Raw genomic sequence first — 17,078 nt, forward strand, 5'->3', positions numbered from 1 at the left:
GATTGATGATGACGATGGCATCCGTAGGCGCACCGCGTTCGCGCAACACCCTGACCCTGTATTCCGCGCTGGACGACGTGGTCTGTCATCGCGTGCGGCTGGTGCTGGCGGCAAAGGGCGTGACTTACGATCTCGTTCCGGTCGATCCACAATCGCCGCCGGAAGACCTGATCGATCTCAACCCGTATCAGTCCGTGCCGACCCTGGTCGAGCGCGACCTGGTGCTGTACGCGGCTTCGGTGGTGAGCGAATACCTTGACGAGCGTTATCCGCATCCGACATTGATGCCGATGGACCCGATTTCGCGCGCGCGGGTGCGCTTGGCGATGTTGCGCATCGAGCACGATTGGGTGCCGCAGGTGCAGGCGATCCAGCTCGGCAACAAGACCCAGGCCGAGGCCGGTCGCAAGCGTCTGGCCGAGCTGCTGGTGCAGTCGATCCCGCTGTTCAAGGCCAGCAAGTTCTTCCTCAATACCGAGATGAGCCTGGCCGATTGCGCGATGGCGCCGATCATCTGGCGCCTGCACGCGCTGGACGTGCCGCTACCCAAGGACGGCAAGGTGATCGAGGATTACGGCAACCGCATCTTCCGCAATCCGGGCTTCGCCCGCAGCCTGACCGAGGCGGAAAAGAAGCTGCGCGCGATGCCGGAGTGAGCGGCGGCGACAGCCCGGCGATGACCAGCCAGCGCCCGTACCTGTTGCGGGCGATTTACGAGTGGATCGCCGACAACGGGATGACCCCGCATCTGCTGGTGGACGCGAAGCGTCCCGGCGTCAGTGTTCCGCCGTCCACCGTGCGCGATGGTCAGGTGGTGTTGAACATCGCTGATCGCGCGGTGGGACAACTGCGCATGGATAATGATTTGATCGCGTTCAATGCGCGTTTCGGTGGCGTGAGCCACGCGATATTCGTGCCGATCGATGCGGTGTTGGCGATCTATGCGCGCGAAACCGGAATGGGCATGGCGTTGCCCGCCGATCCGGTGACGGATGCGGACGGTGGCGACGAAGGCAACATGCTGGTCGAAAACACGGATGCGCCCGCTCCGCAACCGTCGCCGTTGCGTGGCGTGCCGACGGAAGCACAGGACAATGATGGTGGTGACGACAACACGCCATCACCGACGCCGCCGCCAAAGCGCGGCGCGCATTTGAAGGTGGTCAAATAGCGTCGCAGTGGAGGCCCGCGCTAGCTTCGCGGGCGCTTGCAACTCAGTGCAGCGTTGAACCGAAATCCGCGTAGGCCACCGGCTCCGGTTTCGCTGGCCCGGCGAATTCGACCAGCCGCGTTCCCAGCAACACCAGGTGCCCGGCGTGGCGATCATTGCCGTCCGTCGAATACTCGAAACGGAAACGCCGCTCGATCTTGAGCCAGCCATCGCCGGGATCGCGGCGCAGGCGCAGGCCCGCGCTTTGCACGCTTTCGTCGAGCCATTGCACTTGCGCGGCGCTGCAGGCATTGCGACCGAGATCGCGCGCGCGGTCGTAGGCGCCGCGGGCGGATTGCCACCACCACAAGCCGATGCCGAACACGATCAGCGCGATCAGCGGAGTTGCGTCACTCATGGATCGCGCAAGCGCAGCAGCGCCGCCCAATTCTGGCGGTTGAAGCCGCAGGCGGATTCGTTGTCGGGTGAGCAACCGACCTGGAGATCGTCTTCTTCGCCCTGCATGCCGATGTTGACCGGGCGCGGCAGGACCAACAATCCCTGTGCATCGAGTTGCAGTTTGCGCAACGTCACCGCGTTCTCGACATTGCCGCCGATGGCTTCGATGAAATGCTTGTTGAAGTCGGTGCGGACGACCACGTCGCAGTGCGCGGCCTGGTTCAACGACGGATTCGCGGCGAAGGCGGCGCGCAGTCCGTCATAACCGATGATGGTGCGTGACAACCGCACGTAGCACAGCAGGTCGCCGATCTGCGGGCGCGAAATGCCCGGGTTGATCGCGAAGTACGGGCCACGGTTCGCGAAGGCATCGCGGATGTAATCGATGTGACGCGGCGAAACGTGGAAGCCGGGAATTTGCGCTTTCGTCATCACATAGGAAATGAAGGCCGCCGACCATGGCGTGTCGACGACGAAACCGCGGCAATCGGCGCGGATGCCGGCGGTGACCGTGCCGAACGCGGATTCGCAGGCGCTGGCACCGGGACGGCCACCGTCGACCATTTCTCCCAATGTGTTGCCATCGCGCCAGTACTCGGCGACTTTCTGCCAGGCTTCGTTGCCATCATTCAGATGCGAACGTTCGGCTTCGGTGACGGGCAATGTGCGCAGGCCACCATCGATGGCGATGAAAGGCGAATACCAGTTGCGATTCTCGCGCTGGGCGACTTCGAGGATGCGCTGCGATGGCGATCCAGTGGGGACATAGGCGCGCGCTGATGATGCAGGCGCGGGGATGGGGGATTGCGTCGCAGGCGGCTGTTGCGATGGTGATTGCGCCGGCTGTTGTTGCGTCTGCGTCTGCGGCTGTTGCCGCTGCGATTGCGGCCGCGCAACTGGCGGCGTGGCAGGCGCTGGCGTGATCTGCGATTGCGCCGATGCCGTGGCAGCCACGCATGCGAGCATCGCGACAAAGAAGGTGGTGGAGATCCGGTTGGCCATGGTCATGATCCTGTGTTGGGTCCCCTGGTGCGGAAATTCAAGCGAGATGTGATGGTACCGGCCCCAGCTTCATCGACAGATCAACGGCGTGCACGTGCTTGGTGAGCGCGCCGATGGAGATGCAATCGACCCCGTCCTCGGCGATCGCGCGCAGCGACGCCAGATCGACGCCGCCCGAGACTTCCAGTGGCGTCCGTCCGCCGAATTCGTCATGCGCGATCCGCACCGCCTCGCGCCGCATCGCTGCATCGAAATCGTCGATCAGGATGCGCGTGCAGCCGGTCGCCAGCGCTTCGCGCAATTGTTCGATCGTCTCGACTTCGATCACCAATGGCAGTTGCGGGAACTTCTCCTGCGCCGATGCAACGGCGGAAGCAATCGAGCCCGCGGCGCGGATATGGTTTTCCTTCAGCATCACCGTGTCGTACAGGCCGATGCGATGGTTGTGGCCACCACCCATGCGCACCGCGTATTTCTGCGCGATGCGCAGGCCGGGCAGGGTCTTGCGGGTATCAAGGAGTTGCGTGCGCGTGCCGGCGACGGCGGCGACATGGTGTGCAGTCGTGGTCGCGGTGGCGGAGAGTGTCTGCAGGAAATTCAGCGCTGCCCGTTCCGCCGTCACCAGCGCGCGGCTGCGGCCCTGGAGAATCGCGAGAACGGTGTTGGCGGCGACATGCGCGCCTTCATCGACGCGCCAGTCGATGCGGACGTCGGGATCGAGCGCGCGATGGCAGGCATCGAACCACGGGCGTCCGGCGATTACCGCGTCTTCCTTGCACAGCAGGTACGCGTTGTCGGCGCTGTCGGGCAGCAGGCTGGCGGTGGCGTCGCCGTTGCCGATGTCTTCCGCCAACGCAGCGCGCACGTTCTCGGCGATCACCGCCGGATCGGGCGGTTGCACGCTCGGCGGGACGAAACTCATCCCTGCGGCGGTCCGGCCAGCGATCCCGCGTCCAATGCTTCGTCCGGCAGCAGCACCGGGATGCCGTCATCGATGCGATAGATGCGCTTGCCGTCGCGCGTCACCAGCGCCTCGCGCAGGGCGTCGGTCTGGCGGTGCTCGCCGAACTGCGCGCCGGACTGGCCGATGATGGCGTTCAGGGCTTTCAGGCGTTCGCCATCGAGCAGGGTCAGCGGCTGGCGGGTGACCGGGCAGGCCAGGATGTCGAGCAACTTCTTGTCCATGCGCTGGATTTGACGGAACTTGGCGGGAGAACCGATAGAATACGTCTTTACATGTGGAGACGGCGATGAGCGGCGATCACCCGGCCCCCCTGGTGGGCATCGTGATGGGTTCGCGATCCGACTGGGAGACCATGCTGCATGCGGCTGAAAAGCTGCAGGCGCTGGGAATTCCGCACGAAGCGCGGGTGGTGTCGGCGCATCGCACGCCCGACGTCTTGTTCGACTACGCCGAAACCGCGGCATCGCGTGGTCTACGCGTGATCATCGCCGGCGCCGGTGGCGCCGCGCACTTGCCGGGCATGCTGGCGGCCAAGACCGCAGTGCCGATCCTCGGCGTGCCGGTGCAATCGAAGGCGTTGAGCGGTCTCGACTCGTTGCTGTCGATCGTGCAGATGCCGGCCGGCATTCCCGTCGCGACCTTTGCCATCGGTCATGCCGGCGCGGCCAATGCCGCGTTGTTCGCGGCGGCGATGCTGGCGACCACCGATGCCGCCATCGCCGAAAAACTCGTCGCGTTCCGCAAGAAGCAGACCGACGACGTGATGGCGACCGCCGACCCGCGCACCGCATGACCACGGCGTACCTATGACAAGCATTGGCATCCTCGGCGGCGGCCAACTCGCGCGCATGATGGCCTTGGCCGGCGCGCCGCTCGGCCTGCGTTTCCTGGTGCTCGACAGTGTCGCCGATGCCTGCGCAGGGCAGTTCGCGCCGATGGTGGTCGGCGATTACACCGATGAAGCCGCGCTGGCCGAATTCGCTTCGCGCATCGACATCGCCACCTTCGATTTCGAGAACGTGCCGGCGCAGTCGGCGCAGTGGCTGACCGATCGCGTGCCGGTGTTCCCGAATCCGCGCGCGCTCGCATTGACACAGGATCGACTCGCCGAGAAAACCCTGTTCCGCGAACTCGGCATCCCGGTGCCGGAGTTCGCTGACGTGGCGGATCGCGCAGCGCTCACGGCCGCAGTGAAAACGATCGGCGTGCCGTGCATCCTCAAGACACGTCGCCTCGGCTACGACGGCAAGGGTCAGTTCCGCTTGCGCGATGATCGCCCGGAAACGCTCGATGCCGCATGGGCCGCGCTCGGCGCGCAGGCCGACCGCACCGGGTTGATTCTCGAAGCCTTCGTGCCGTTTGAAGCCGAAGCATCGGTGGTGGCAGTGCGTGGACGCGATGGCGAATTCCGCGCGTGGCCGCTCACCCGCAACTGGCATGTCGATGGCGTGCTGTCGGCCAGCCTCGCGCCGGCGATGTTTCCTGCGGATATCGAAACGCTGGCGGTGGCGCATGCGCGCACGCTGGCGGAAGCACTCGATTACGTCGGCGTGTTCGCGTTGGAGTTGTTCGTGCGCGACGGCAAGCTGATGGCCAACGAGATCGCGCCACGCGTGCACAACTCCGGCCACTGGACCATCGAAGGCGCGGAAACCTCGCAATTCCAGAACCATCTGCGCGCGATCCTTGGCTTGCCGCTCGGCAGCACGCGCATGGTCGGCCACGCCAGCATGCTCAACTGGATCGGCGCGTTGCCCGATGCCAAACCGGTACTGGCCGAAGCCGGTGGCCACTGGCACGACTACGGCAAGGAATCACGCGCGGGTCGCAAGGTCGGGCATGCCACCTTGCGTGAGGATTCAGCGCAGGCGTTGGCGGATGCGTTGCAACGCGTGGGCGTGGCGATGCGGCGTGAAGAGCAGGTTGCGCCGGTAATCGAGGCGTTGAAGCGCTGAGATCGGTGGCTTGCGTCACGCTGCTTTGGCGCAACGTCACACCTGCGGCGGATGCTCGCCTAGCTCACGCATGCGCAGGATCAACCCGATGCTGTAGACCAGCGTGTAGGCGATCAGTGCGGCAGCGATCGCCATCGTCAGCACGCTGGGTTGCTGCTGTGCACCCGTCATCCCGCCGCCTTGGGTGAAACGCCAGACCAAGCGTCCGGCCAGCGCCAGTGTCAGGAATCCGCCCACCCAGGGATTGGGGATGTAGGTGCGCACGCCAGCGCGCCATTCGGCGTGGGTATGACGCAGGCCGATCCAGCCGAGCAACACACCGGCCGCAAGTCCACCCGCCATCGGCGCTGCCGCATGTGGAACGAAGACTGCGGCGAAAGTGAGCATCACCGCCACCAGCGAAATCAGCGCGAGCCGAATGTACGTGCGCTTCGGTGTCCATGCCTGCGGCCCGAAGTTGCGGCGCACGCGGCGAAAGAACATCCACGCGATGAACACAGGCATGGCATAGGGCAACAATTGGTTCGGCGTGAATGTCAAGGCGTTGCCTGCATGGAATGATGGCCGGGAAGCCCGGCCATCGTGGCATCATCAAATGAATCGCGCGCTTACTTCATGTTGCCGGCGACGAAGTCCCAGTTCACCACGTTCCAGAACTGCGTGACATACATCGGGCGCTGGTTCTGGTAATCGAGATAGTAGGCGTGTTCCCACACGTCGCAGGTCATCAGCGCGGTATCTTCGCCGGTCAGCGGCGTTGCGGCGTTGGACGTGCTGACCAGTGCCAGCGAACCATCCTTGCGTTGCACCAGCCATGCCCAGCCGGAACCGAAGGTGCCGACCGCGGTCTTGGCGAATTCTTCCTTGAACGCGTCGAAACTGCCGAACGCCTTGTTGATGGCATCGGCCAGCTTGCCGCTGGGTTCGCCGCCGCCATTCTGCTTCATGCAGTTCCAGTAGAAGGTGTGATTCCACACCTGCGCGGCGTTGTTGAACATGCCGCCCTGGGACTTCTTCACGATGTCCACCAGGTCCATGTTCTCGAACTCGGTGCCGGCGATCAGCTTGTTGAGATTGGTCACGTAGGCCTGGTGATGCTTGCCGTAGTGGTAATCGAGGGTTTCGCCGGAAATGTACGGTTCCAGTGCGGTGCGGTCGTAGGGGAGGGCGGGCAATTCAATGGCCATGGGGGAACCTCGGTCAGGCGGTAGAATGTGCATTCTAACGGGCCGACAGCTGCGTGGCCCGTCATGCATCGGAGACACATCCAATGTCCGTCATGGACCGCATCAAGGCCGACGTCGAAGGCCACCCCATCGTCCTGTACATGAAGGGAACGCCGCAGTTCCCGATGTGCGGGTTCTCCAGCCGCGCCGTCCAGGCCCTCAAAAGTGCCGGCGCCGGCGAACTGTTCACCGTCAACGTGCTGGAAGATCCGGAAGTGCGCGCCAATCTGCCGCGCTATTCCAACTGGCCGACCTTCCCGCAGCTCTTCATCAATGGCGAGTTGATCGGCGGCTGCGACATCGTCAGCGAACTGCATGAATCGGGCGAACTGGCCCGGATTGTTTCGGAAGCCGGCAAGGCGTGAGCGAAGCGCGTCGCCTCCACGGGCGCGTGGTTCTCGTGACTGGTGCCACCGGTGGCCTCGGTCGCGAGGCCGCGCTGGCCTGCGCGCGCGACGGCGCGACGGTGGTGATCCTCGGGCGCAAACTGGCCAAGCTGCATCGCGTCCACGATGCCATCGCCGCGGAAGGCGGCGAGGTGGCGATCTATCCGCTGGATCTTGAAGGCGCCAGCCCGGACGATCACCTCGAACTGGCCGACAAGCTCGCCAGCGAGTTCGGTCGTCTCGATGGCTTGCTGCATTGCGCTGCGCATTTCAAGGCGCTGGCGCCGTTCCAGCACAGCGATCCCGCCGACATCGCCCGCACGCTGCACGTCAATGCCACCGCGCCGACCTGGCTGACCATGGCCTGCCTGCCGGTGATGGAAAAAGCGGGCGACGCCGCTGTGGTGTTCGTGGTCGATGCACCGGAACGCTGCGAACGTCCGTTCTGGGGCGGCTATGGCCTGGCGAATACGGCTCGGCGTGCTTTGGTGCCGATGCTGGCTGGCGAATTCGTGGCGGAATCGAACGTCCGCATCCATGGCCTGCAACCGGGGCCGATGAAAACCGACCTGCGCGGCCGTGCCTGGATGGAAGACTTTGACCCGATGGTGCGTCCGCCATCCGCGTATGCATCCGCCTGCGTTGACCTGTTGTCTCCCGCAGGGCGTCCCTTCGCCGGACAGATCCAGGCAGTGCAGGCATGACCCTCGCATCCGCCACTTTGATGCTGTTCCTGATCCTCGATCCGCTCGGCAATGTCCCGGTGGTGCTGGGCCTACTGCGGCCGCTGCCGAACGAGCGCCGCCGCGTGATCCTGGTCCGCGAGCTGCTGATCGCGCTGGGCGTGCTGATGGTATTCCTGTGGATGGGGCCGGCAGTGCTGCGGCTGATGCACCTCGACCAGCAGGCGGTATCGATCGCCGGCGGCATCATCCTGTTCCTGATCGGCATCCGCATGATCTTTCCGGTTCCGGAAGGGATCATGGGCGAACTGCCGGAAGGTGAACCGTTCATCGTTCCCATCGCCGTGCCGATGGTGGCTGGCCCCTCGGGCATGGCCGCGGTGATGCTGCTCAGTACCCAGACACCCCATCAGGAGCTGCGCTGGAGCCTGGCTCTTTTGCTGGCCTGGGCTGGAACATCCGTCATCCTGCTGTCATCCACCCTTCTTTATCGCCTGTTGGGGATGCGGGTGTTGACCGCCGTGGAGCGCCTGATGGGCATGCTGCTGGTGGCCATTTCCGTGCAAATGTGCCTGGACGGCGTGCGCCTGTATCTGGGAACCGCCGGCGGCTGATCCTGTGCGCGGCGTCAGGTATTGCGCAAGCGGTTGACACAACACTGTCACCTCGCCCCCCTAAGGTTTAATATTCGTTAACCCTGCCGTGGCGAGTGGGTAGTACCCGCGCGCGAACGGCAGCTGTGGCGTCCGTCCAACAATTCATGAATCGATTCCCAAGGGGGAACTGCATGTCGTCTTCGAAGCTTCGGTTGTCCAAGCTGGCTCTCGGCCTGACTGTCGCGCTTGCCGCGGCGCCCGTGTTCGCGCAAAGCACCTCGTCCGGTATCGCCGGTCGCATCACCACTGACAATGGCCAGGCCGTTGCCGGTGCAGAAGTGACCATCACGCACGTCGAATCCGGCACCACCAGCCGCACGACCACCGACGCCAATGGCCGCTATGCCGCCAACGGCTTGCGCCCCGGTGGCCCGTATGTCGTGAAGGTGCATTCGGCGGCAGGGGACAAGGCCCAGAGCGACGTGTTCCTGACCCTGAACAATGTGGCCCAGGTGGACGAAACGGTGGGCGCGAGTGGCAATGACCTTGGTAAGGTCACTGTGACCGGCCGCGCCACTGCCGAGCTTTTCAACCCCGACAAGAAGGGGTTGAGCACCAACATCAGTGGTCGCCGCCTGGAAACCACGCCGTCCGGCAATCGTTCGCTTGATGACGTTGCGCGCCTCGATCCGCGCATCAACGTCACCGACCCCAGCGACGGCTCGATCTCCATGGCCGGCCTGCCGAACCGCTACAACAACATTTCCGTCGATGGCCTCGGTCAGGGCGACCCCTTCGGCCTGAATTCAAACGGCATGCCGTACACCGGTTCGCCGATTTCGCGCGATACCATCGCTGCGTACAACATCTCGACCACCGACTTTGACGTCGGCTCGGACACGGTCGGCGCCAACGTCAATGCCGTCACCAAGTCAGGCACCAACCAGTTCCATGGCTCGCTCTACGGCGCCTACAAGAATGCGAACAGCATGGTCGGCACCTATCCCAACGGTGGCGGCCACTACACCGGCTTCGGCAAGGACATGACCTACGGTTTCACCGTTGGCGGTCCGATCATCAAGGACCGGTTGTTCTTCTTCCTCGCAGCTGAAAAAGAAACCATCACCAAACTCGGTACGCCGCCGAGCACCGGCTTGCAGGCCGGCAAGGTGACCCAGGCCGAAATCGATGCCGTGAGCCAGGCCGCGACCAAGTGGGGCCTGACCCCGGGCAACGTGGTTTCCAGCGGACAGGATCTGAACAACAAGCGCTACCTCGCCAAGATCGACTGGAACATCAGCGACAAGCATCGCGCCAGCCTGACCCTGCAGCGCACCAGCGAAACCAAGCCGACTCCGTACGACCAGAGCAGCAGCTCGGTCGTTTTCAGCAGCCATTGGTACAACGTCAATAGTTTGACCAAGAATGCTGCGCTGCAGTTGTTCAGTGACTGGACCAGCAATTTCAGTACCGAGGCCAAGGTCAGCTACCAGAAGTTCGACCAGATCGCCGGCAACGCCATCAACCAGCCGCACATCCAGGTGTTCACGCCGGAAGGCGGAACGATCTATCTGGGCGAAGATCAGTTCCGTCACGAAAACGAAATCCACACCAAGAAATGGACTGGCAGCCTGATCGGCACCTTGTTGCTGGGCAGCCACACCATCAAGGGCGGCTTCGACTATCAGCGCACCCAGGTGGGAGACCTGTTTGGTCGCCGCCTGCACGGCTTCTATGTGTTCAACACCGCGGCTGATTTCGCCAATGGCATCTACATGACCACGGGGTCCAACCAGGCGCAGCGGACTTATATCCCGGCTGGCGAATCGCTGGGCGACATCGCCGGTACCTGGACGTACTCGCAGCTCAGCCCGTTTATCCAGGACAGCTGGCAGGTCACCGACAAGTTCTCGCTGGTGTACGGCGTGCGCGTGAACCTGCCGAAGGCCGACCATGCCCCGCCGCTCAATCCGAACTATGCCGCGGTCACCGGCTTCCCGAACAACTCCACCTTGGGCAGCAAGAACAAGGTGGTCGAACCGCGCATCGGCTTCAACTACCTGATCAACAGCAAGAACCTGATGCAGTTGCGCGGTGGCGCGGGCATCTTCCAGACCGTTCCGCCGGTCGTGTGGATGACCAACCCCTACTTGAACAATGGTGTCACCAGCCTGATCACCGTGCCGGTGACGGCTCCGTTCGGCACCGTCGTGAATGACGTCAGCAACAAGCAGGCCGCCTCCAGCGTCAATCCGGTCGGCGCGCAAATCGATGCGATCACGCCGAACTTCAAGCTGCCGACCGCACTGAAGGCCAGCCTGGCATTCGATGCCGCGCTGCCGATGGGCGGCCTGATCGGGTCGATCGAATACCAGTACATCAAGGCGCGCAACGCCATCCTGTACACGGAGCCGAATGTTGGCGTGCCGAGCACCAGATTCCTGATGCCTGACGGCCGCCAGTCGTACTGGAGCACGGCACTGGGAACTGGCGTCAACAACGGTCGCAACCCGGCGATCGCCTACAACTCCACCTTGCTGGGCAATACCAACAAGGGCGAATCGAATTCGCTGACACTGGCGTTGACCAAGCCGACCAACAAGTTCGGTTTCAGCGGCAATTTCAGCGCCACGTTCACCCATGCCACCGAAGTCAACCCAGGCAACAGCTCGCAGGCGAACTCGAACTACCAGGTCGCGATGGTGAATCCGAACGAAAACATCGCGCCGCCGGCGGCGCGCGGCATCTCGCGTTCGATCAAGGCCACGGCGTCGTGGGAACACGCCTTCTTCGGTGACTACAAGACCAGCGTCTCGGCTTACTACAACGGCCGTACCGGTTCGCGCTATTCGTGGATCTATGGCAGCGGCAGCGGCATCCTCGGCGACGTCAACGGCGACAACCAGAGCGGTTACGACCTGGCCTACATTCCGAACGTGAATGATTCGCGCGTGGTGTACGTCAATGGCACCGGTGCAGGTGCTCCGGCAGCCACGGCGGCGCAGATCGCAGCGTTCCAGAACTACATCGACCAGGATCCGTACCTGCACACGCATCGCGGCCAGATCGCTTCGCGCAACAGCTCGGTCACGCCATGGAGCAACCAGCTCGACCTCGGCATCCAGCAGGAGTTCCCGGGCTTCTTCAAGGGCAACAAGTCGGTCGTGCGGCTGGATGTCTCCAACTTTCTGAATCTGTTGAACAGGAACTGGGGCGTCACACAGGTCGTCAGCGCGTCAAATGGCTCTTTCAACGCCCGCCGCACGTTGGCTTACGTTTCCGGCTTCACGGCAACCGGTCAATACAAGTACGACCTGAGCAAGACGCCCGATTCGCTGCAGACGTACTACCTCAACGGTACCTCCGGTGTCGCCACACGTCCGGTGTCGCTGTGGTCGGTCATGCTGACCGTGAAATACACCTTCTGATCCATCGCATCAGCAAGCATCACCACGATGGCCGGGGCAACCCGGCCATCATTTTTTTGGAGAAGGGTGAAATTGCTCCGGTCGCAAACGGCGCTAGAATCGGAGTCATGAATACGACAACGATGAATTCCGCGACCGATCCCGAGCCCTTGGAGGGCCAGACCAACACCACCGTCGATGCCAGCCTGTATCCCAAGGGCAGCCTCGACATTCTCTCCCGCGAGGAAGTCGCGCGCCTGCGCGATGCCTCCGCCGGCGGCATGCACGACCTGTTGCGCAAATGCGCGCTGGCGGTGCTGACCAGCGGCAGCGCATCGGACGACCCGCATCTCGCCAGCCGCAAATACGCCGACTTCGACATCCAGGTGCAGCAGCAGGATCGCGGCGTCCGCATCGAATTGAAGAACGCACCGGCGATGGCTTTCGTCGATGGCCACATCATCCGCGGCGTCGCCGACCTGTTGTTCGCGGTGGTGCGCGACATCGCCTGGACGGCGATGGAAATGGGCCCGGAAGACGCCCAGCAACTTGAGAATTCCGCCGACATCACCGACGCGGTGTTCCGCCTGCTGCGCCACGCACGCATGCTCCGCCACGGCGACCCGAATTTGGTGGTGTGCTGGGGTGGTCATTCGATCAGTCGCGAGGAATACCTCTACACCAAGGAAGTCGGCTACGAGCTCGGCCTGCGTGGACTCGACATCTGCACCGGCTGCGGTCCCGGCGCGATGAAGGGGCCGATGAAGGGCGCGACCATCGCGCATGCCAAGCAGCGTCGCACGAATCCGCGCTACATCGGCATCACCGAGCCGGGCATCATCGCTGCGGAATCGCCGAATCCGATCGTCAACAACCTCGTCATCATGCCGGACATCGAGAAGCGCCTCGAAGCCTTCGTCCGCGTGGCGCACGGGATCATCGTGTTCCCGGGTGGCGCTGGCACCGCCGAGGAAATCCTTTACCTGCTCGGCGTGTTGTTGCGCGAGGAGAACGCTGGGCTGCCGTATCCGATGATCCTCACCGGGCCGAAGGATTCCGCCGCGTATTTCGAGGAGATCGATCGCTTCATCCGCCTGACACTGGGCGAGGACGCCACGAAGCATTACCGCATCATCGTCGACGATCCGGAAGATGTCGCGCGCACGATGATCGCTGGCATTCGCAAGGTGCGCGAATACCGCATCGAGCATCGCGATTCGTTCTACTTCAATTGGTCGCTGGATATTCCGCTCGACCTGCAGCGCCCGTTCGACCCCACGCACGAAGCGATGGCTGCGCTCGATCTGCACCATGGTCGTCGTCCGCAGGATCTCGCCGCCGACCTGCGTCGCGCGTTCTCTGGGATCGTCGCCGGCAACGTCAAGGAAGCCGGCGTGCGTCGCATCCACGAACGCGGACCGTTCGAGATCCATGGTGACGCCGACATCATGGCCGCACTCGACGACATGCTGCGCAGCTTCGTGGAACAGCGGCGCATGAAGATTTCCGGCGAATACAACCCGTGTTATCGGGTTATTCGCTGAACGGGATCCGCACCCGCGCGACGTAACGCTCGCCTTCGACGGCCGCACTGAAACCGCCGCCTGCCTCGCGCAGACGCGCGGTGACTGCGGCCTGCCCGACACGATGCCCGCGATCCCTGGGCGACGAGGATGGATCGGGCAGCGGATTGGTGATTTCCACCACGACATCGCGCGCTTCATCGAAGACGCGGATGGTCACCACGCCGCCATCCATGCGCGGCTCGATGCCGTGATGAATCGCGTTCTCCACCAGGGGTTGGATCGATAGCGCCGGAAGCAACATGTGCGGGAGTGTGTCGGGCGCATCCCATTCCACCTGCAAGCGCGGACCGAAACGCAGTTGTTCGATGTCGAGATAGCGACGCGCGAGGTCGAGCTCGTCCGCCAGCATGATCGAACGCGGGCCAGCCAGCGCCGCACGGAACAGATCGGCAAGATCGAGCAGCAATTGTTCGGCGGCATCGGGGCGCGCATGCACCAATGCGACACCGGTGTTGAGGGTGTTGAACAGGAAGTGCGGATCGACGCGGGCCTGCAGTGCCTGCAGCTCGGCCTGTTGTGTCTGCCACGCCGCGCGCTGGGCACTCCAGTGACTGCGCAATGCGAGCAGGCCGAAGGTGGACATGGAAAGCAGGCAGACATAGAAGCGCAGCGTGCCGACAAACCATGGTGCGCTTTGGTCAGCGAACACATCGCCAAATAGCGAACTGACTGATGCGCCCGACAGCAACGTCACCAGCAGCATCAAGGTCATCGCCAGGACGATCACTCCGCGCGCGCCGAACCCGGTCAACTTCGTGCGCAGCAGATACAGGCCACTGAGCGTGAACAACACCACCCACTGGATGGCGAACGAGGCCAGTCCGAATTTCACCAGCACCGAGCCGCTGGCCAATGGCGAGCCGAGGGCGAGGATGATGGCCAGCAGCTCGCCAGCGGCAAAGATCGACAGCAGGGTGGCCGGCTGCCAGAGGATATCGATCGGGTGTTCGCTGGATGGGGATGTGCGGTCCATGGCCCATGCTACGACGCCGCGGAGCCGTTCAGCCGTCCGGAATCACCGCCTGTCAGCCAGACCGGCAGGGTAGGCGGGCCACGCGTAATGTGCCCGACGTGGAAATGGGGATGGCCGAACGGATGGCGCGACAGATGATAAGACGGCGCGAGCGGGGCTTCACCCTGATCGAACTCATGGTGACAGTGGCGGTGCTGGCGATTGTTGCGGCCATTGCAGCGCCGAGTTTCACGCAATTGATCCTGAGGAGCCGCCTGACATCAACGGCCAACGAAGTGGTGGCTGCGTTGCAGTTGGCGAGAATGGAGGCGATCCGTAGAAATGGCAGCACAGATGTGTGCCCTACCACGGATGGAAGCACATGCAGTGGCGCCAACTGGAGTCGTTTCATCGTGGTCTCTCATAAAGGAGGGGATCAGGTCGTTCGCGAAGTTGTCCTGGCTCAACAAGCAGTCGCGATTGGCAATGCCGATACGACTGCCGGTAGCAACAAAATCGGTTTTGGCGCCGACGGTTTTGCAATCGTTGGTGGGGGCAGGCAAGGTGGCGTTCTGGTCTGCATGCCAAAACTCCCGGCTGCCAGCAGCACTATGCAGATTGATGTGCAAGTCAGTCGTGTCACCGTGACCCCTTCAAATTCAGCCGTCGCAGGGTGTGCTCCGTGAGCAAAATGCAGATATCGGCTCGCAGGCAAGCGGGCGTTGGAATGATCGAAGTAATGGTTGCAGTTCTGGTGCTCGCTATAGGCATCTTGGGTATTGCGGCGCTGCAGGCGATCACGCTGAAAAACGCGGGAAGTTCGGCAGAGCGCACGCAGGCGCTTGTCCACGTGTATGAGATGGGAGATGTGTTGCGTGCGAATCGTACACGGTTGACCGCTTTCGATACCGGTGGATACATGTGCAAGGCCGATGCGGTTGCGAGCACCGATCCAGTACTCAAGGATTGGCTCGACAGGTTGACGACAGATGTGTCCCCGTCGGCCTGCGGAACCGTGTCCTGCAATGGTGGAACGCTGTGCGACGTCGGTGTTCGCTGGGACGACACACGTGGGACGGGCGGCTCGACGCCATCGGCATCGGGCGACATCCGTACAAACATCCAGATATGAATATGCCTACAGAATTTTCTCGAAACAAGCAGGCAGGGTTCACGCTGATCGAACTCATGGTTGCGCTCGTGCTGGGCCTGTTGGTCGTGGGTGCTGCTTCGGCATTGTTCCTGTCCAATCGGCGCACGTATGGGACAACGACTGCGGTCAACAGGATCCAGGAAAACGGCCGGGCTGCATTCGAATTCCTGTCGCGGGATCTTCGAGTTGCAGGTAGCAATCCCTGCAGCGCCAATATAGTGAACATGCTAGTCAACAGGATGTCCCCGCAATGGGCTGCCTGGAACCTGGGCTTGAGTGGAACCGAAGGTGGCGCGACGCCTGATTCCGTGACGGTGTATTACACCGACAGGATTGCTGATCCTGCGAATCCAACCAGATCCGATCTTCTCATCAGCAGTCACGCCGATCCATTGGCTGATGTCCAAGTGGGTAGTTCGGGTGGAATTGCCGTCGGGGATGTGTTGATGGCTTGCACCCCGCAGGAATCGGTGATCTTTGCCGCGACTTCCATTCAACCCACCGCGATCAAACATGATGTCGGCACCCTAAATGCAATGACCGCGTTCCAGACAGATCAAACCAAGGTGCTTTCGGGGGCGGGTACGGTCGGTTATTGCTTCACCAAGCCGGCAACTACGAATGTGAACTGCCTGGATGTTGGCGACGGGCCTGCCATGCTGGTTCGCCCGATTTCCGTGAGCTGGGCAATTGCAGCGAATACCAACGGCGGAAAATCGCTCTATCGCGCTGTCAGCAAAAATGGAGTGCAGATTTCCAATGATGAAATCGCGGCTGGCGTGAATGACATGCAATTGACCTATTTGCTGTCAGGCGCAACGAGCTTTGTCGATGCGAACGCCGTGGCAGGACAATGGGGAACTGTGGATGCAATCAAACTGGTGCTGACACTGCAGCCTGAAGCTGGGGCATTGACGACGGGGGATCGCAAAGGCACGGGTGGACAGCTGCTGACACGCACGGTGTCGAGCACGATTTCCATCCGCAATCGCAAGGATATACGGGGATGAACAGGAATCTTCCGAATCGAAACGAGCGTGGTGCAGCGTTGATCGTGGTGTTGATGTTGTTGGTGATCGTCACGTTGCTGGGACTGGTCGCCATGCGCGAGGCCATCTTGCAGGAGCGGATGGCGGGCTACACCATCGCGCGAGGCTATGCCTTTCAAGCTGCCGAGGAAGCGCTGAGGGTGGCCGAAGATTTCGCGAAAGGTCATCCGGCTATTCCGACAAGCGGCTGCAACAATGGCGTTTGTGCCACGCCAGCAACTGGGCAGGCTTCGCTCTATGAGACGCAATCCAGTTTCTGGACAACGGCTGGAAATTACCAGAATGCGGCTGTCGACCCGAATGGCATCACGCCAAAATTCAGCCTTGAAGGATATGGGACGAAGAGTGCGAGCGGAACACTCGGCGACACATGTTTCGGTGACGGCTGCGTCAACGCGGGGAGCACCGTACGCGCCCAGGTTTATCGGATCACGGTACTGAGCCAAGCCCCCAACGGGACCGAAGTGATGCTGCAATCCCTGTATCAGGCACCATGAAAGTGGACTCTCC

The 17,078-nt window shown here is 62.5% G+C and carries 20 protein-coding genes; 13 read left to right on the forward strand and 7 right to left on the reverse strand.

Going from position 1 to position 17,078, the window contains the following annotated elements:
• Positions 1-14: 14 nt before the first annotated feature.
• Positions 15-656 (forward strand): glutathione S-transferase N-terminal domain-containing protein, encoded by a 642-nt coding sequence (locus tag Lysil_RS05440; protein ID WP_103075005.1) that lies wholly within the window; start codon positions 15-17, stop codon positions 654-656.
• A 20-nt stretch (positions 657-676) separates the two neighbouring features.
• Positions 677-1,171 (forward strand): ClpXP protease specificity-enhancing factor, encoded by a 495-nt coding sequence (locus Lysil_RS05445; RefSeq protein ID WP_103075006.1) that lies wholly within the window; start codon positions 677-679, stop codon positions 1,169-1,171.
• Positions 1,172-1,214: 43 nt separating this feature from the next.
• On the opposite strand, the gene Lysil_RS05450 is transcribed toward Lysil_RS05445, so the two are convergent.
• Genes Lysil_RS05450 through Lysil_RS05465 form a run of 4 tightly spaced genes read right to left on the reverse strand, consistent with a single transcriptional unit; the run spans position 1,215 to position 3,796 of the window.
• Positions 1,215-1,568, reverse strand: coding sequence for a DUF3301 domain-containing protein (locus tag Lysil_RS05450; protein WP_103074498.1), 354 nt, complete (start codon positions 1,566-1,568; stop codon positions 1,215-1,217).
• Complete coding sequence (locus Lysil_RS05455) at positions 1,565-2,611, reverse strand: DUF2272 domain-containing protein (protein WP_165782393.1); 1,047 nt, start codon at positions 2,609-2,611, stop codon at positions 1,565-1,567. Before Lysil_RS05455 ends, Lysil_RS05450 begins: the two co-directional genes overlap by 4 nt.
• 37 nt (positions 2,612-2,648) lie before the next feature.
• Positions 2,649-3,533 carry a carboxylating nicotinate-nucleotide diphosphorylase gene (gene nadC / locus Lysil_RS05460; protein WP_103074500.1) on the reverse strand — a complete coding sequence of 295 codons (885 nt, stop codon included), beginning with the start codon at positions 3,531-3,533 and terminating at the stop codon, positions 2,649-2,651.
• Positions 3,530-3,796, reverse strand: coding sequence for a Trm112 family protein (locus Lysil_RS05465; RefSeq protein WP_103074501.1), 267 nt, complete (start codon positions 3,794-3,796; stop codon positions 3,530-3,532). The genes nadC and Lysil_RS05465 overlap by 4 nt, the downstream gene beginning before the upstream one ends.
• Before the next feature lie 65 nt (positions 3,797-3,861).
• On the opposite strand from Lysil_RS05465, the gene purE reads away from it, so the two are divergent.
• Positions 3,862-4,368 (forward strand): 5-(carboxyamino)imidazole ribonucleotide mutase, encoded by a 507-nt coding sequence (purE, locus tag Lysil_RS05470; protein WP_103074502.1) that lies wholly within the window; start codon positions 3,862-3,864, stop codon positions 4,366-4,368.
• A gap of 13 nt (positions 4,369-4,381) precedes the next feature.
• On the forward strand, positions 4,382-5,530 hold the full coding sequence (locus Lysil_RS05475; protein ID WP_103074503.1) for a 5-(carboxyamino)imidazole ribonucleotide synthase: 1,149 nt from the start codon (positions 4,382-4,384) through the stop codon (positions 5,528-5,530).
• 36 nt (positions 5,531-5,566) lie between these two features.
• On the opposite strand, the gene Lysil_RS05480 is transcribed toward Lysil_RS05475, so the two are convergent.
• Positions 5,567-6,034, reverse strand: coding sequence for a CcdC protein domain-containing protein (locus Lysil_RS05480; RefSeq protein ID WP_129588366.1), 468 nt, complete (start codon positions 6,032-6,034; stop codon positions 5,567-5,569).
• 104 nt (positions 6,035-6,138) lie between these two features.
• Positions 6,139-6,717, reverse strand: a complete 579-nt coding sequence (locus Lysil_RS05485) for a superoxide dismutase (protein ID WP_103074505.1) — start codon at positions 6,715-6,717, stop codon at positions 6,139-6,141.
• An 83-nt stretch (positions 6,718-6,800) separates the two neighbouring features.
• Between Lysil_RS05485 and grxD the strand changes: the two genes are divergently transcribed.
• From grxD to ppnN, 5 genes are all read left to right on the forward strand, one after another.
• The gene (grxD, locus tag Lysil_RS05490) at positions 6,801-7,121 is read left to right on the forward strand and encodes a Grx4 family monothiol glutaredoxin (RefSeq protein ID WP_103074506.1); all 321 of its coding nucleotides are present in this window, start codon (positions 6,801-6,803) and stop codon (positions 7,119-7,121) included.
• Positions 7,118-7,846 (forward strand): SDR family NAD(P)-dependent oxidoreductase, encoded by a 729-nt coding sequence (locus Lysil_RS05495; RefSeq protein WP_103074507.1) that lies wholly within the window; start codon positions 7,118-7,120, stop codon positions 7,844-7,846. Before grxD ends, Lysil_RS05495 begins: the two co-directional genes overlap by 4 nt.
• The gene (locus Lysil_RS05500; RefSeq protein WP_103074508.1) at positions 7,843-8,439 is read left to right on the forward strand and encodes a YhgN family NAAT transporter; all 597 of its coding nucleotides are present in this window, start codon (positions 7,843-7,845) and stop codon (positions 8,437-8,439) included. The genes Lysil_RS05495 and Lysil_RS05500 overlap by 4 nt, the downstream gene beginning before the upstream one ends.
• 173 nt (positions 8,440-8,612) lie before the next feature.
• A complete protein-coding gene (locus Lysil_RS05505) occupies positions 8,613-11,849 on the forward strand; it encodes a TonB-dependent receptor (protein WP_103074509.1) in 3,237 nt (1,078 codons plus the stop codon).
• Between the two features lie 122 nt (positions 11,850-11,971).
• Complete coding sequence (gene ppnN / locus Lysil_RS05510) at positions 11,972-13,372, forward strand: nucleotide 5'-monophosphate nucleosidase PpnN (protein WP_103074510.1); 1,401 nt, start codon at positions 11,972-11,974, stop codon at positions 13,370-13,372.
• Here ppnN and Lysil_RS05515 read toward each other — a convergent pair.
• The gene (locus Lysil_RS05515) at positions 13,362-14,387 is read right to left on the reverse strand and encodes a sensor histidine kinase (RefSeq protein ID WP_103074511.1); all 1,026 of its coding nucleotides are present in this window, start codon (positions 14,385-14,387) and stop codon (positions 13,362-13,364) included. The genes ppnN and Lysil_RS05515 overlap by 11 nt on opposite strands.
• A 110-nt stretch (positions 14,388-14,497) precedes the next feature.
• Between Lysil_RS05515 and Lysil_RS05520 the strand changes: the two genes are divergently transcribed.
• From Lysil_RS05520 to Lysil_RS05535, 4 genes are read left to right on the forward strand one after another with little or no spacing between them, the layout of a single operon-like run.
• Positions 14,498-15,052, forward strand: coding sequence for a GspH/FimT family pseudopilin (locus Lysil_RS05520; RefSeq protein ID WP_165782394.1), 555 nt, complete (start codon positions 14,498-14,500; stop codon positions 15,050-15,052).
• A 5-nt stretch (positions 15,053-15,057) separates the two neighbouring features.
• Positions 15,058-15,498, forward strand: coding sequence for a type IV pilus modification protein PilV (gene pilV / locus Lysil_RS05525; protein ID WP_103074513.1), 441 nt, complete (start codon positions 15,058-15,060; stop codon positions 15,496-15,498).
• The gene (locus Lysil_RS05530) at positions 15,495-16,529 is read left to right on the forward strand and encodes a prepilin-type N-terminal cleavage/methylation domain-containing protein (protein ID WP_103074514.1); all 1,035 of its coding nucleotides are present in this window, start codon (positions 15,495-15,497) and stop codon (positions 16,527-16,529) included. The genes pilV and Lysil_RS05530 overlap by 4 nt, the downstream gene beginning before the upstream one ends.
• Complete coding sequence (locus Lysil_RS05535) at positions 16,526-17,065, forward strand: pilus assembly PilX family protein (protein WP_103074515.1); 540 nt, start codon at positions 16,526-16,528, stop codon at positions 17,063-17,065. The genes Lysil_RS05530 and Lysil_RS05535 overlap by 4 nt, the downstream gene beginning before the upstream one ends.
• The last annotated feature ends 13 nt before the right edge of the window (positions 17,066-17,078 follow it).

Source organism: Solilutibacter silvestris (assembly GCF_002895945.1).
GTDB lineage: Bacteria > Pseudomonadota > Gammaproteobacteria > Xanthomonadales > Xanthomonadaceae > Solilutibacter > Solilutibacter silvestris.

Coding starts and splice junctions, on each gene's coding strand:
- ppnN (WP_103074510.1), top strand. CDS start 11,972: ATGAATTCCGCGACCGATCCCGAGCCCTTGGAGGGCCAGACCAACACC.
- Lysil_RS05475 (WP_103074503.1), top strand. CDS start 4,382: ATGACAAGCATTGGCATCCTCGGCGGCGGCCAACTCGCGCGCATGATG.
- Lysil_RS05455 (WP_165782393.1), bottom strand. CDS start 2,611: ATGGCCAACCGGATCTCCACCACCTTCTTTGTCGCGATGCTCGCATGC.
- Lysil_RS05530 (WP_103074514.1), top strand. CDS start 15,495: ATGAATATGCCTACAGAATTTTCTCGAAACAAGCAGGCAGGGTTCACG.
- nadC (WP_103074500.1), bottom strand. CDS start 3,533: ATGAGTTTCGTCCCGCCGAGCGTGCAACCGCCCGATCCGGCGGTGATC.
- Lysil_RS05440 (WP_103075005.1), top strand. CDS start 15: ATGGCATCCGTAGGCGCACCGCGTTCGCGCAACACCCTGACCCTGTAT.
- Lysil_RS05465 (WP_103074501.1), bottom strand. CDS start 3,796: ATGGACAAGAAGTTGCTCGACATCCTGGCCTGCCCGGTCACCCGCCAG.
- Lysil_RS05520 (WP_165782394.1), top strand. CDS start 14,498: ATGGCCGAACGGATGGCGCGACAGATGATAAGACGGCGCGAGCGGGGC.
- purE (WP_103074502.1), top strand. CDS start 3,862: ATGAGCGGCGATCACCCGGCCCCCCTGGTGGGCATCGTGATGGGTTCG.
- Lysil_RS05500 (WP_103074508.1), top strand. CDS start 7,843: ATGACCCTCGCATCCGCCACTTTGATGCTGTTCCTGATCCTCGATCCG.
- Lysil_RS05450 (WP_103074498.1), bottom strand. CDS start 1,568: ATGAGTGACGCAACTCCGCTGATCGCGCTGATCGTGTTCGGCATCGGC.
- Lysil_RS05535 (WP_103074515.1), top strand. CDS start 16,526: ATGAACAGGAATCTTCCGAATCGAAACGAGCGTGGTGCAGCGTTGATC.
- grxD (WP_103074506.1), top strand. CDS start 6,801: ATGTCCGTCATGGACCGCATCAAGGCCGACGTCGAAGGCCACCCCATC.
- Lysil_RS05445 (WP_103075006.1), top strand. CDS start 677: ATGACCAGCCAGCGCCCGTACCTGTTGCGGGCGATTTACGAGTGGATC.
- pilV (WP_103074513.1), top strand. CDS start 15,058: ATGCAGATATCGGCTCGCAGGCAAGCGGGCGTTGGAATGATCGAAGTA.
- Lysil_RS05485 (WP_103074505.1), bottom strand. CDS start 6,717: ATGGCCATTGAATTGCCCGCCCTCCCCTACGACCGCACCGCACTGGAA.
- Lysil_RS05505 (WP_103074509.1), top strand. CDS start 8,613: ATGTCGTCTTCGAAGCTTCGGTTGTCCAAGCTGGCTCTCGGCCTGACT.
- Lysil_RS05480 (WP_129588366.1), bottom strand. CDS start 6,034: ATGCCTGTGTTCATCGCGTGGATGTTCTTTCGCCGCGTGCGCCGCAAC.
- Lysil_RS05515 (WP_103074511.1), bottom strand. CDS start 14,387: ATGGACCGCACATCCCCATCCAGCGAACACCCGATCGATATCCTCTGG.